The sequence below is a fragment of the Paenibacillus sp. TY11 genome (genome assembly GCF_059772165.1).
In genome coordinates this window covers 267,417-282,553 of sequence record NZ_JCBAIQ010000003.1, presented here as the reverse complement: position 1 = coordinate 282,553, position 15,137 = coordinate 267,417, and the positions used below count along the sequence as shown (strand labels likewise).

General features: G+C 47.7%; 9 protein-coding genes. 4 read left to right on the top strand and 5 right to left on the bottom strand.

Annotated elements, in window-relative coordinates; all coding sequences use genetic code 11:
• Positions 1-45: 45 nt before the first annotated feature.
• The 5 genes from AC6EJC_RS05525 to AC6EJC_RS05505 all read right to left on the bottom strand — a co-directional run bounded on the left by AC6EJC_RS05525 (position 46) and on the right by AC6EJC_RS05505 (position 6,664).
• Positions 46-1,446 (bottom strand): sugar porter family MFS transporter, encoded by a 1,401-nt coding sequence (locus AC6EJC_RS05525; protein WP_444953096.1) that lies wholly within the window; start codon positions 1,444-1,446, stop codon positions 46-48.
• Positions 1,447-1,672: 226 nt separating this feature from the next.
• On the bottom strand, positions 1,673-3,010 hold the full coding sequence (locus AC6EJC_RS05520; protein WP_444953095.1) for an AraC family transcriptional regulator: 1,338 nt from the start codon (positions 3,008-3,010) through the stop codon (positions 1,673-1,675).
• The gene (locus tag AC6EJC_RS05515; RefSeq protein ID WP_444953094.1) at positions 2,985-4,430 is read right to left on the bottom strand and encodes a sensor histidine kinase; all 1,446 of its coding nucleotides are present in this window, start codon (positions 4,428-4,430) and stop codon (positions 2,985-2,987) included. The genes AC6EJC_RS05520 and AC6EJC_RS05515 overlap by 26 nt, the downstream gene beginning before the upstream one ends.
• Positions 4,427-5,425, bottom strand: coding sequence for a substrate-binding domain-containing protein (locus AC6EJC_RS05510; protein WP_444953093.1), 999 nt, complete (start codon positions 5,423-5,425; stop codon positions 4,427-4,429). The genes AC6EJC_RS05515 and AC6EJC_RS05510 overlap by 4 nt, the downstream gene beginning before the upstream one ends.
• Before the next feature lie 393 nt (positions 5,426-5,818).
• A complete protein-coding gene (locus AC6EJC_RS05505) occupies positions 5,819-6,664 on the bottom strand; it encodes a Cof-type HAD-IIB family hydrolase (RefSeq protein WP_444953092.1) in 846 nt (281 codons plus the stop codon).
• Positions 6,665-6,927: 263 nt separating this feature from the next.
• On the opposite strand from AC6EJC_RS05505, the gene AC6EJC_RS05500 reads away from it, so the two are divergent.
• The 4 genes from AC6EJC_RS05500 to AC6EJC_RS05485 all read left to right on the top strand — a co-directional run bounded on the left by AC6EJC_RS05500 (position 6,928) and on the right by AC6EJC_RS05485 (position 15,132).
• Positions 6,928-8,442 carry an alpha-glucosidase/alpha-galactosidase gene (locus AC6EJC_RS05500; RefSeq protein WP_444953091.1) on the top strand — a complete coding sequence of 505 codons (1,515 nt, stop codon included), beginning with the start codon at positions 6,928-6,930 and terminating at the stop codon, positions 8,440-8,442.
• 586 nt (positions 8,443-9,028) lie between these two features.
• Positions 9,029-11,191, top strand: a complete 2,163-nt coding sequence (locus tag AC6EJC_RS05495; RefSeq protein ID WP_444953090.1) for a glycoside hydrolase family 6 protein — start codon at positions 9,029-9,031, stop codon at positions 11,189-11,191.
• Between the two features lie 165 nt (positions 11,192-11,356).
• Entirely contained in the window at positions 11,357-12,292 is a 936-nt protein-coding gene (locus tag AC6EJC_RS05490; RefSeq protein ID WP_444953089.1) for a nucleoside hydrolase, read from the top strand.
• A gap of 164 nt (positions 12,293-12,456) precedes the next feature.
• A complete protein-coding gene (locus AC6EJC_RS05485) occupies positions 12,457-15,132 on the top strand; it encodes a PAS domain S-box protein (RefSeq protein WP_444953088.1) in 2,676 nt (891 codons plus the stop codon).
• The last annotated feature ends 5 nt before the right edge of the window (positions 15,133-15,137 follow it).

Below are 15,137 nucleotides of genomic sequence, written 5' to 3'. Positions count from 1 at the left end.
AAGCATTATAACACGTGTCCGGGCTTCTTGAGAGCTAAAGTCGTGTCATTTCCCGAGCCACATATTTTCCATCTGTTCAAGTGATCTCCCCTTGGTTTCGGGAACCTTGCGCCATATAAAGACTACGACGAACAGCGAGATGGCTCCGAATGTCCAGAAGGTATTGGACGGACCGGCTGAACTCAGCAGGGGAGGGAATGCCTGGGATACCAGATAATCGCCGGCCCACAATGCCATCGAAGCGATGGCGACCGCTTTGCCGCGAACGCGGTTTGGAAAGATCTCCGAGATCATAACCCATACGATCGGCCCAAGCGATATAGCGTAGGAGGCCACGTAGATCAATATCATGATGAGCACGAGCGGTCCGGTGGTCAAACCCATTTTGAATGCGGCTCCGATAATGACCAAAGAGAGGGTCATCAACGAGGTGCCGATCATCAGCAGGACTTTTCGTCCCGCTTTGTCGATCAGCCATACGGATACGATGGTAAACAACACATTGATCAACCCGATCCAGATGGTCTGGGTCAAAGAGGCGTCCGTACCGAGTCCCATTCCTTTAAAGATAACCGGCGCGTAATACAAAATGGCATTGATGCCGGTAATATGCTGCATAATGGCGAGCATGACACCGATAAAGAGAGCGACCCGAATACCGGGAGCGAACAATTGTTTCAATGAGTCGTTCTCATTTTTGAACGATTCCTTGATATCAAGCACTTCCTGTTTAGCGGCTTCTTCACCATGAATTTTCAGCAGAATTGGCAGCGCTTCATAAGGCCGATTCCGTTTAATAAGCCATCTCGGGCTTTCGGGTATGAAGAGCATCAAGAGCATAAAGATCAGTCCCGGAACGGCTCCCACTCCGAACATCCAGCGCCAGGCCGTTGAGACACCCCAGGCTTCATCCCCCATGCTGACGATCCAAGAATTCTGAAAATAAACCAGGAAAATGCCTGTTACGATCGCCAGCTGATTTAAAGCAACCAAACGGCCTCGGTATTTGGCGGGAGCGATCTCCGCGTTGTATACCGGACAAATGGTGGAAGTGATTCCTATGCCAACGCCGCCGATCATGCGAAAGATAACATACCCGGTGAACGTATCTTGAAGTGCAGAGCAGATCGAGCCGACGACGAATAAAAATCCGGCGGCCAGCAATACCTTTTTTCTGCCGATCCTTTCACTCATGTAGCCGGAGAGAGCCGCTCCCGTGACACTCCCGACAATCAGACTCGACACTGCCCAACCAACCTGAAATTCGTTCAGCGAAAAACGCTGCTGTAGGAATTCGACTGCTCCCGAAACAACCGCGATATCAAAACCGAATAGGATACCCCCGAGCGCAGCTACGATGGATACTAGCGTCACAAAAAGCATATTGGGTTTTTCTAACTGAAGCGCTTTCTTTTGAGCGCTTTCATTATTGATGATTACTCCCATTTTACCGTCTCCCTCCAGATTCCTAAAGCCTCAATCCGTTCTTCGAGGAGAAGTATAACATGCGCTTATAAAAGAAAGGCCGGTTATCGTCTTCAATAAACAGACCTTTTCATGCACGATTTTGGCTTTGATTCCCGAATTGGAGACGGAGGGGCTGAACCTAGCATTACCTTGTCATTCGAGCTTAAAAAAATCCATGCCGATGGTCGGCATGGATGAATCTCTACTATTTTTGGCCTTTGAACTCAGTGGGAGGAACGCCCGTTATCTTCTTAAAGACGCGGCTAAAATAGTTCGGATCCTTATAACCCACTTCAAAGCTGATTTCCTTAAGAGTAAGGTTAGCGGCCTTAATCAGAGAAATGGCTTTATCAATCCGCAGTCGGGTTACGAAGTCGATGAACGTTTCTCCGTATTCCTGTTTGAAAATTTTGCTGAAATAGTGAGGATTCAAATGGACGAAATCAGCCACTTCTTCCAGCGAAAGATCATCGTTGAACCGTTCCTCGATATATCTTTTCGCCCTGCCCAGCATAGTCAGGGTTTGAACCTCCCGCTGTTCGCGTATCCGTTGCAGTGCTGACATGACGTACGTCTGCTGAAGCATTCCTTTCTCTGCTTTGACGGCAAGCAAAGAAGCGTTTCCGGCCTCTGACGACTTCAGTTCGTCAAAGTGGCAGTAACCCCCATCCCGCTTGCGTAGGGTGGAGGCAAAAACGGCTTCGAAATAGGACTTGCGAAGTCCTTCCTCGCCGCTATGCAGCGATCCGATTCCAATGGCCGTCTTTATGCCAAGTTGCTGCCGGGCAAGCTCGGAGAGCTGCTGGACAAGGTGTTTAACCAATTGCCGCCAGTCGTTTTCGCCGATGGTAGACGGCTTTCGTAAAAAAGTGGCTACATGATGGTCGATCAAGGAGCTTACAATGGAATTCGGACCATGCGTTTTTACAAAGCTACGGAAATGATCGTAAATTTTCTTTTTATCCTGCTCGTCCGTATATCCGTCAAAGGCGGCAATGATGGCGCTTCCCTGATCAAGAGGAAAGTTCAGCCATTCCGACAGCTGGGAAGCACTCGAATCCACCGTCTGGTCGACCATAAGCATTAAAGCCAGCTCATTTTCTGCGAGCGGCATCAACTGTGAGATTTTGTGCCTAAGCTCCAATTCTTCCGTACGTGCCCGCTTTTCGCGCTCAATTTCTTCAATCAGTCGTTTCAGTGTACCGATGACTAGTTCTCGCTTCGCCGGCTTCAGAATATATTCTTTTACGCCCAAAGAGAGCGCCTCCCGGGCATAGGCAAAATAATCATAGGCGGTGACAAGCATGAACCGGGTATCGGGAAGCCGCTCCTTTAATTCACGAAGCGCTTCAAGCCCGTTGATTCCGGGCATGTTGATATCCAGAATGGCAATATGGGGACGGTGCTCTTCCGCGCATTCGATCGCCATGCGGCCGTTGCCGGCATGAATAAACCGGAATACCCCCGGCATCGCCCGTTCCACTGTCAATTCCAGACCCTCCCTCTCCAAGGCCTCGTCATCCGCGATCAACAACCGATACATCAGTCCGCTCACTCTCCTTCTTGACTGGAATTCGTATTGTTATGGCAGTACCTAGTCCGGTATTGCTGCTGATTTCAACCATTCCTTCCTTTCCGTAGAACAACTGTAGCCGCTTAAATACATTTTGCATTCCAAGTCCCGTTGAACTGTCGCTTTCGGCTCCGCCTTCAAGACGGAGCACGGACAGTCGGGTTTCCTCAGCCATGCCCTTTCCGTTGTCCGAAATTTTAATTTGCACATCCTCGCCCGCTCTCGACAGCGTCAACGCGATAATGGCTCCGTTTTCCATATCCGCCACACCATGAAGAAAAGCGTTTTCAATGAACGGCTGGATCGTCAGGGCCGGAATTTGCTGCTGAAGTACGGAAGCGTCAAAGTGAAGATCAAAGCGAATTCTGTCCCGGAACCGCGCCTGCTGGATTGTTACGTATTCGCGGATATGATCCAGTTCCTCCTGGAGAGTTACGGGCTTGTCCAGCTTCTGCAGGCTGTACCGTAGCAGATTGGACAGCGAAACGATCAGGTCGCTGGTTTTTTCCGCCCCTTCCAGGATCGCCAGTTTGGAGAGCACATTTAAGGTATTGAATAAAAAGTGCGGGTTAATTTGACTTTGCAGAGCCAGAAGCTCCAGTTCCTTCACAAGCCGCCGCATTTCCAGACTCTGTTTATCCTTCTCGATGAGGATGCTCAAATCGGCGGACATTTGCGAAATGGCGTCCGACAGTACGCCTAGCTCGTCATCCCGTCGCGGTTGGGGCTCGATATTCAGATCGCCTGTGGCGATTCGCTTCGCCAGTCCGACAAGTCTGCCGACAGGGCCAGTAATGCTGCGCGAGACCCAGATTGCAAGCAAAACCCCCATCAGCGCGTTCATGCCGAACAACGCCACTCCCAATCCGTTCATTCGCTCATTCTTGCTGCGGATGTTCTCGATGATCGGCCGGTAATAAGCTAGTTCAGCATCGATCAGTCGTTGTCCCTCCTCGTGGATATAGCTGACGGTTTTCTCCGCTTCAATATAATGTTCAAAAGCCGATTGAGGATCTTGTGCATTTGCGTCCAGAACTGCGGCCAGTTTCTGTTCAAGAAATGTGGACAACAGATTCACGTAGTCCTCCTCCGCGAAAGAAGGGTCGGTCGAGTCGGCAACTTCCTGAATTCTGCTTTTCAACAGCATCAATTGGCTTTCTGTCGGGCCCTGCACAGCCTTATCGTCTCTCGGATTAAGCAGATAGGCGTATAGGAGCTTTAAGTTGCTCTCCGCCGATTCGGAGGTTTGCTCGATGAGCAGAATTCGGCCAAGCATTTCATCGTAGCTCTGTTGTACGACCTTTCCGCTTTGGAATACAAAATAAGCGATGATATTGGCGAACACAACTAGGAGGGGGATGAACAGAAGCAGCTTCGTTCTGATCGTCATCGTCCGTCATCTCCGGCCATGTTGTCGGGAGTGTCCGCATGCACTTCATATACCCTGGTGTACGTTAATTCCTGGGGATCATTCCCCTTTAAATAATCATTCAGCAGTTTTATAGCCTTAGCGCCCATTTCCACAGGCTGCTGAACAAGGGTCAGTTCGATTTTGCAATCTCTGACGGCTTCCAACGTATCGGCCATATCGTCAAAAGCGAAAATCTGCAAACTCCGCGCTCCGCTCCGCTCCGAGGCTTCCAGAATGCCAGGGCCGTCCAGCGCACTGAATCCGACGATGTAGCGGATCTGCGGATACCGGATGAGCATGTTCTGAGCTTGCTGGGCTGCCTGAAGCCGCGAAATGTCCGAGGAGCGGATCTCCACAATGCGGAGCTTGGGATAGCGACTGATCACGGAACGAAAGCCGGCAAGCCTGAGCCGCTGGTTCTCGACGCGCTCGTTGCTGATCATAACTCCAATGTCGCCACGCTCTCCAGAAGCTTTTGCCAACAGCACGCCCATCCGCTTTCCTGCTCCTTCGTTATCCGTTCCGACATAAGCCAGTCTTCGGGAGTCCGGCTCATCCGTATCGATCGTGATGACGGGTATGCCAAGTCCGGCCGCTTTGTCGATTAATCGGCGATACTCCGGATCATTTATCCCTTGAACCAGAATTGCATCCGCCTTGGCGGCGATCGCTTTATCCAGCAGTTTGATCTGCTCGGACGGATTAATGCGGTCCGGCCCGATATAATCGAGCCGCATACCGTACTGTTCCGCTTCCTTTCGGGCTCCTTGTTCGATTGACCGCCAGTAATAATTGTCTAACTCCTGCGATATCAATACCACTTTTGTATCGGAAACCCCGTCTTTTGGTGAAACCGTCTTCAATTGCTCTGCAAATTGGTGAATTTGAAGAGAAGACAGAGTGAACTGAAGCAGCAGCCAGGCAAATGGCAGGAAGACGGGGATAAGGATAAATGTCCATTTACGGTTTGACATGTCTTGCTCCTTTGGGAATATTTACAGACTCAACTCATTATACAGCAACAAAACAACCGCACGCAGCTATCGTCAGCATAAGGCGGTTATTGAGGAGGAATTCCATATTGTAATCAAGGTACATGATCAAAGTAGAAATCTTGAAGGGTAAGCAACAACAGACATTTGAAGAACGGATTGAAAAAACACTTCCAAGATGCAGTGTAGCAACCAGGAAAATGTTTGAGGATTTTATTGGAAAAATACAAAAATAAGAATATTGGAATTTAGATTCCAATATTTAGAGCTATCTTAATTGAATTTTGGTGGGCTACCGAGTGTCAAATGAAACGGATCAGGACATTTTTAAGTCCAGAAACTGCTGTAGGGGCTTAAGTATAAAAAATAACCTCACTAAATCAGACCATGCTTTTTAAAGCTATGAAACAGTCCATCTTCATCTACAGCATCCGTAATCTCATCGGCCATGGCTTTGAGGCCCGGCTTGGCATTTCCCATAGCAATTCCTAGCTCACAATATTCAATCATTTCAGCATCGTTCATGCCATCCCCGATTCCAATCGTATCTTCCCTGGATATGCCCAAATGCTGAATAAGCTTCTCAATGGCGACGGCTTTATGAATACCCGGAACCATTAGCTCGCCGCTGTCTTGCCCGAAAGCAGATACAGTACATTGAATAACCTCAAATTTCCCCGCGAATTCCTTTTTGATTTGTTCGAAAGGAACGTTTTTGTTTTCCAAAAAACACGCTTTGTTCACGTCACTACGGTACAGGTTGTCCTCTCCTATAGTTAGGCCGGTGATAAAAGGGTGCGGGCGGTGTTCTTTTTTTTCTCTGGCTACGGGATCATTGTCCACATCACCATAAATAAGCCGTTCCACATGGGGCAAAAAGTTTTTACTCGCAAACAGTCCCCCGTTCGATTCCAAATAAAAGTCCAAATCATGTTCATCAAAGTAATCGACCATATGTTTTACATCTTCATCCGATACTTTGTGGTGATATAACATCTCTCCTTCGATTTCTACAAAGCCCCCGCCAGCTCCTATGATCCCGTCGAAACCGACTTCCATGATAAAATCATAAATCTCCGCTTTGGATCGGCCTGTGCATAAATAAATGAGATGTCCGTTCTTTCTCGCTTCGATACATGCTGCTTTTGCAGATTCGGGAATCATACCGTCATCATCCACTAGCGTTCCATCTATATCTAAAAAGATTATCTTTTTGTTCATCTTAGGCTGCTCCTTGCTGTCGAATGTTTTCTTTTATGTTACTACATATACTTAACTTAAAGTATATATTGAACTGAAAAAATACAACAAAGCAACGAGAAAACGAAATGGAGCGAAATGTAAATAGACAACCATCTGTTGGCATGAAAGTTAGGATTTTTGACACCTAAATACGAATCTAGTCATGATTTTGATAACGCTTTCCACAGACATGTTGCTACAATGACGGTATATTACAATTCTAATACCGGAGGTTGAATGCCGTGTCATTTAAAGTGGCTTTTATTGGAGCGGGAAGCATTGGTTTTACCCGTGGAATTTTGCGAGATCTGTTATCGGTGCCGGAATTTAATGATATTGAAGTGGCTTTTACGGACATCAGTAAGCACAATCTGAATATGGTCACTGAGTTGTGCCAGCGGGATATTCGAGAGAATGGTTTGTCCATACAAATACAGTCCTCTACGGATCGCAAAGTTGCTTTAAAGGATGCCAAATACGTCATTTGTACGATCCGGGTTGGCGGGCTGGAGGGCTTTGCAACCGATGTGGATATTCCGCTGAAATATGGCGTGGATCAATGCGTTGGCGATACACTGTGTGCAGGAGGGATCATGTACGGTCAGCGTGGTATTGCTGAAATGCTGGCCATTTGCAAGGATATCCGCGAGCTAAGTGCTCCAGATGTATTGCTGCTGAACTACTCGAACCCAATGGCGATGATTACGTGGGCCTGCAACAAATACAGCGGTGTGCGTACGATTGGTCTATGTCACGGCGTACAGCATGGGCATCACCAAATTGCTGAAGTGTATGGCCTGGAGAAGCGGGATGTGGACATTGTGTGCGCCGGAATCAATCACCAGACGTGGTACATTCAGGCGTCACATGAAGGCAAGGATCTGACAGCCGGACTGCTGGAGGCTTTTGAAAAACATCCCGAATATAGCCGTACCGAAAAGGTACGCATCGACATGCTTCGTCGTTTTGGCTATTACAGTACAGAGTCGAATGGTCATCTAAGTGAATATGTACCTTGGTACCGGAAGCGTCCGGATGAAATTCTGGACTGGATTGATCTGGGCAGCTGGATCAACGGAGAAACAGGCGGCTATCTGCGTGTATGTACGGAAGGACGTAACTGGTTTGAAACCGATTTCCCCAACTGGATGAAAGAAGACCCATTGGTGTATAAGGCGGAGAATCGCGGTGAAGAGCATGGCTCATACATTATCGAAGGTCTGGAAACCGGACGTGTATACCGGGGGCATTTTAATGTGGTTAACAACGGAGTGATTTCCAATCTGCCGGACGATGCGATTATTGAAGCCCCTGGATATGTGGATCGCAATGGTATCTCCATGCCACATGTAGGGGACCTTCCCCTCGGTCTTGCCGCCGTCTGCAATGTAAGTATTTCCGTCCAGCGTTTGGCTGTCGAAGCAGCTGTACATGGAGATGATAAGCTGTTGCGGCAAGCGTTTATGATGGATCCGCTGGTGGGTGCGGTTTGTAACCCGAAAGAAATTTGGCAGATGGTCGATGAAATGCTGGTAGCGCAGGAAGCATGGCTTCCACAATACGAAGCAGCGATATCCGCAGCTCGCCAACGTCTGGCTGCAGACGATCTGATTCCAACCCGATCTTATGAGGGAGCAGCACGGCTTAAGGTGAAGACGGTTGAAGAAATGCAACTGGATCGGGATGCGGCAAACAAAAATGCGGGGCAATCCGATAAAGGCAAGGATCGCGAAAAAGTGCAGAACAGCAAGGCCTAACAGCTACTTAGCACAATTGCTGTAACGCTCACTCCATTTACTTGATTGATGAGCAGAGATTGATTGCACAACAATAAAAGGGTGTTTTCATGGTCATGAGGGCCTGAAAACACCCTTTTGCTGTCGATAGATCTAACGATTTGCCATAGATGGCAGCCTGGAGTTTATCATTGTCGATTTGAGCTGACGGAAATTAAAGAATGTACCCTTATTTTTTCTAAATCCGCTCCTTTGGTGTCGATTCCGAGTCTTGGGAAAGCTTGTCACAGCGGGGTTATTCATCATATGAAGGACTTGGTTCTCGGAAATGGGGAGAGCGAAAGAAATGGAAGAGTGGTAATTCATGTGCCTAATTAATAATCTAGTCCTTAATTTATTCAATTTACAGCAGATTTCCAGCTCACTATAATCTAACATAGGAGGTGACAAAAAGGGGAAAATGTGAGCGCAGTATAAAATGGAAAGCGCTTACCTTTCGCAACTATGAACGCCGCTTTTGTTGGAGGAAGTAGGCGTAACACACATTTAATCATGTAACAATCAGGTGCCGACATAGGAAGATTCAATAAAATTTACGGAAAGATAGGTGAAGCAATTGAAAACAAACCAAGTGCTTCGTAAAGGCATGAAGTATGCTTTTGCGCTATCACTCGTCGCAAGCAGCTTTCTACCAGGTGCAGGATTTACGGATAAAATACATGCAGAATCCCATGTGGACAATCCTTACCAAGGGGCGACAAAATATGTTAGTCCTGATTATGCGGCTAGTGTTGACACATCGATTGCCAAAATTACTGATGCCAATCTGAAAGCTAAAATGCAAACTGTCAAAACATTCCCTACAGCCGTATGGCTTGATCGTATCGCTGCCATTAACGGCGGTGGAGGTAAGCTCGGTTTGGAAGCGCATTTGGACCAAGTATTGGCGCAAAAGAAAGGTAGCACACCGATTACGGCAGAGTTTATTATATATGATCTACCGGGGCGGGATTGTCATGCCTTGGCTTCCAATGGTGAATTGCCGCTGACCCAGGCAGGTCTGGAAACGTATAAAAAGGACTATGTCGACAAAATTGCTTCTATTTTTGCAAATCCCAAATATAAGGATATTCGCATCGTAGCGATCATTGAACCAGATAGTTTGCCAAACCTGGTAACCAATCTGGATGATCCTAAATGTGCGCAAGCCAAGTCTACAGGGATTTATGAAGCTGGCGTTAAGTACACAATGAATAAGCTGAACGAGATTCCGAATGTGTACAAATACGTAGATATCGGTCACTCTGGCTGGTTAGGTTGGGATAACAACCGTGCAGCAACTGTATCCCTGTTTACAACTATCTTCAGAGACACTAGCAAAGGTCTGTCCAGTGTAGATGGCTTTATCACGAATACAGCCAATACTTCACCGCTGACAGAGCCTAATTTGCCTGATCCAAATCTGAATATCGGTGGACAGCCGATCAAATCGTCCAAGTACTATGAATGGAATCCTAATTTCGATGAATCGGATTTCGCAGAGTCATTGCATAGAGATTTTGTCAGCGCAGGCTGGCCGAGCTCACTCGGTATGTTAATTGATACAGGCCGTAACGGATGGGGCGGACCTAACCGTCCGACTTCCGCAGTCGGCAATGATATTAACTCCTATGTAAACTCAGGCCGTGTTGACAAACGCTCGCACCGTGGTAACTGGTGTAATAACAGCGGAGCAGGTATGGGAACACCGCCACAAACGGCTCCAGCTGGCCATATTGATGCCTATGTATGGGCGAAACCTCCGGGTGATTCCGATGGTTCCAGCTCACTCATTCCGAACGATGAGGGTAAAGGCTTTGACCGTATGTGTGATCCTACCTATACAACCAAGGATGGCACATTAACAGATGCTTTACCGAATGCACCTATTTCAGGAGCATGGTTCCATGATCAGTTTGTGATGCTGGTACAAAATGCGTACCCTGCAATCGTGCCTTCCACTGGTGGTGTGGACCCAGCGCCTACAGCTCCAGCTGTACCGTCAGGTTTAAAGGCTGTTGTGGGCAATGCTCAAGTAACGCTGACTTGGAATGCGTCTACTGGTGCCGATAGCTACACGGTAAAACGTGCCACTAGCGAAGCAGGTCCTTTTACAGCCGTTGCGCCTCTTGTAACGGAAAGAGAGTACACGGATAAGGGACTGACGAACGGAACAACTTACTTCTATGTTGTAAGTGCTACGAATGCGAAAGGAACAAGTAAGGATTCCGCAACGGTAAGCGCTGAACCTAAAGGTACACCGACTGATCCAACGGACCCTACAGACCCTACAGAACCAGCGGGTGATCTGGCTGTAATGTATCGGGCCGGGGACACTGATCCAGCGAATAACGCTGCCAAGCCTTTCTTTAACCTGAAAAATAAAGGGACAACACCAGTGAAGCTGAGTGAGCTCAAGATCCGCTATTACTTCACGAAAGATGGCAGCCAAGAGCTGCAATCTGCAGTAGACTGGGCGCAAGTAGGTAATGATAACGTGCTGCGTACCATTAAAGACAACTATATTGAAATTGGTTTCAACGCTGCTGCCGGTACACTTGCGGCTGGAGCGCAAACAGGTGATATCCAGATCCGCATGAACAATAGCGACTGGTCTAACCTGGACGAATCCAATGACTACTCCTTCGATCCAACCAAAACCTCTTATGCAGAATGGAACAAAGTAACGTTGTTCCACAATGATAAGCTGGTATGGGGAATCGAGCCTTAGAATATGTGCGTTTGAGCAAATTGAAAAGTGTTGAAGGAAGGCTACGGCACAACTGCCGTAGCCTTTTTTGAGTGTCTTCGGATAAAGAATCTGATGACCAAGGGAATAATCATTCAAATTGTGTATAATGAAAAAAAGAATGCTGTTCTACTGTGGAGGGTCATCATGAGCAAAAAGTTAATTCTAGATGTAGATACTGGCATCGACGACGCGCTTGCTATTGCGTACGCGGTCCATTCGCCGGAATTGGAACTACTCGGCATTACAACTACCTTTGGCAATATCTCGGTGGAAGAGGCAACACGTAACTCACTGATCCTGCTGGAAAAACTGGATGTAGAGACTCCGGTTGTATCTGGCGCTCACAAGCCGTATGCTCGTGAGCTGTTCAAACCTTATTCCCGCCATATTCACGGTGAAGACGGTATTGGCAATCAGTTGAAAGGGACACCATCCCGTCAGGCTGCGTCTGGGGATGCGGCTGACTTTATTATCGGACAGGCTCGTCGCTATGAAGGAAAGCTTACCCTGGTAGCAGTGGGACCGCTGACTAATCTTGCGATTGCGCTGGATCGCTGTCCGGAATTGCCCCAATTGCTTGACCGCCTGATCATCATGGGCGGCGCGGTAACAGTGAAGGGGAATGTAACTCCGACGGCTGAAGCGAATATTTACGCCGATCCAGAAGCCGCAGCCTATGTGCTTGGAGCGGGCTTTCCGCTTACACTCGTTGGACTGGACGTCACGATGCAAACATTGCTTCCTCAGCAAGATGTGGACAAATGGCGTGAGCAAGGGAGCGAGCTGGGCATGTTTATGGCAGATATGACGGACTTTTATATGGAAGCTTATCGCAATTTCAGACCTGGTATTGCAGGATGTGCATTGCATGATCCTTTAGCCGTAGGGTTGGCTATTGATTCCAGTTTTGTGGAGACGCGTCCAATGCGCATTGCCGTCGAGGTGGGGGATTCCGCCGAGGTCGGTCGCACCCGTGAGATGCCAAATGAGAATGAAGCTCATGCACAGACAAGTGTCGAAGTGGCACTTAAAGTAGATGCGGAGCGATTTTTGCGTCATTTTCTTAGCCGGGTGGTATAAAAAAAATAATTCAAAGATTGCCGATGAACCTACATCGGCAATCTTTTGTGCATCCATGTTTTAGCGGCTCTCACACTAGAGGCGGACTCTTCTCTATAAAAATTCCATCATGTAGAATAGGTATAGTTAGAAAAATTGCCGGACCACAAAGGAGGAGATTCATTGTGTTTTCTGCTGCTCAACGACTGCCTTTGCTGGAACATATGTATAATCATGCCCCGACAGGGATAGTTATTTTGTCGAGGGAGGGGAAGTGCCTGTACGTCAATCCCGCCTTTTGCAAAATGGTCGGATATGAGCAGGAGGAATTACTGGATATCCGATATTACCATCTCTTGTATAAAGAAGCTCAGGATCAACAAGGGTTGAGAGAGGCCTATGCAGGTTGGTTAAAGGCTACGGATCAAGTCTACAAGACAGAGCTGCGTTTGAAACATAAAAGGGGAACAACCGTCTGGCTATCGCTGGAATTAACCATATTTGATGATGAGGCTACCGATCAATCTTATTTGATTGCGTATGCAATGGATATCACGGAGAAAAAAGATATGGAGCAGGTGCTCTCGGATAATGAGGATTTGTACATGCTGATTACGGAAAATACGCCGGATGTCATCTCATACAGCACGCCGGACGGCAAGCTTCAATATATTTCTCCTTCAGTGGAGAAACTCCTTGGCTATACGAAGCAGGAAATGCTCGGCAAAAAAAGGCTCGAATTCTATCATATCGAAGATGCCGATTATATGCGTGTACATGGAATTTTCAAGGAAACAGGCATCATGAAGCGGCGTGTTCGTCATAAGGACGGGCACTATTTGTGGCTGGAAGTATCGTTCCGCATTATTCGGGATGAACAGGGTAAGATCAAGCGAGTTCTATCCATCGGGCGCAACATCACAGAGCGCCAGAAGAGCGAGGAGAATCTGGCGAAAGCTCAGCAGTTGGCGATGTTTGGCTCATGGGACTGGGATCTGGTCAACAACGTTATGCATTTTTCCAAGGAATTTCGCAGCATTTTTGGCAATCGTGTCAAGCCGGTTGAAACAAGTATTGACGCCCTCATGGCGGCTGTTCACCCAGAAGATACAGAGCGGATGAAACAGATCATTACCAACGTTATATTAAAGGGAATTCGCGAAGAAACCTTTTACCGAATTGTATTGCCCAATGGTGAACAAAAAGTGCTGCGTTCGATCTGGGAAGCTGAAATGGACGAGCATGCAGGTAAGCCCGTTCAAGTGGTTGGTATGATTCAGGATGTTACAGAGCACCGGAAAATAGAGCAGCGCCTTCGTGAAAGTGAAAACCGTTATAAGTCACTGTTTCAGCATAATCCACTCGGGATATGCGCCGTGAATATGGAAGGTCATATCATGAGTGTGAATCCGAGTTTGGAGGAGCTTACGGGTTATACGAGGGATGAGCTGCTTGGGGCCGACATACTTATAATGGCTTCCTCTGAGGAACAGGACAAAATCAAGCGTCACATGGAGTTGGCCAAGCAGGGTGAGACGCAAACCTATGAATCGGAATTCATACATAAGGAGGGGGAGCGTCTATTCATCAAGATGACCAATATCCCGATTTTCGTGCAAGAGGAAATTGTAGGCTGCTACGGGATTATAGAAAATGTTACCCCTCTCAAAAGCTACATCGCTCAAATTGAAAAGCTCAGTAACGAGCATTCGCTTATTTTGAATGCGGTATCCGAAGGAATTGTGGGTTTAAGTACCGAAGGACATGTCCGCTTTATGAACCCGGCAGCTGCCGAGATGTTCGGCGTTGGATCGGCAAATCTGCTGAACAGCGCATGCATAGACATGATTCGCCATGCTGACGAAATTGGTAGTCATTTTCCGGACGAACAGCCCTCTATTCTTAAAGCGATTCGTAGCGGAGCTTCTTATCAGGCAGAGGAAGCTGTATTTTGGAAAAAAGACGGGTCCAGCTTCCTGGCCTCCTATCGGATCAGTCCTCTGATGGATAATGGCGAGCGAAAAGGGGCTGTGATGGTTTTTGTAGACATGACGAATGAAAAGGAAATTATTCGGGCCAAGGAGTCCGCCGAACGCGCCGATCGGGCCAAGTCAGAGTTTCTTTCTGTGATGAGTCATGAGCTTCGTACACCGATGAACGGCATTATAGGCATGGCAGGGTTACTTGCAGATACTGAATTGGATGAGGAGCAGCGTAGCTATATAGATATTATTACCAGCAGTAGCGGTGCTTTAATGCAGATTTTGAACGAGATACTGGATTTGAGCAAAATCGAAGCTGGCAAAATGTCGTTGCTGCACGAGTCTTTTGTGCTAGATGATGTGATCGGCAGTGTGGCTGACCTATTCATGACGCAGGCTATGGAAAAAGGCATTGAGCTGAAATGGCATGTGGATCAGGAGATGCCAGGGATGCTGGTCGGTGATCATGTGCGTATCCGGCAGGTACTGGTGAATTTGGTGAGCAATGCGATCAAATTTACGGAGCGAGGGCGTGTAAATATCTTTGTGGAGAGAAAGGCTTACAGCCGTCGTAAAAAGAGGTGCCTGATCGAGTTCAGTGTAACCGATACTGGCATCGGTATCCCTGCAGACCGCCAGCATCTATTGTTTCAGCCCTTTTCCCAGCTCCATCCGGCACTGAACCGGAAATATGGAGGGACAGGTCTGGGGTTGTCCATCTGCAAAAACCTGGTTAACCTGATGGGGGGTTCCATTGGTGTGGATAGTGAGGAGGCCAGAGGAGCGACGTTCCGGTTCCAGCTGGATCTCATGCTGCCGGAAGGGCAAACACTTGCGAATATAAGCCGTGACGAACCTTATGAGCCGAAGGAATGCTAAAAGAT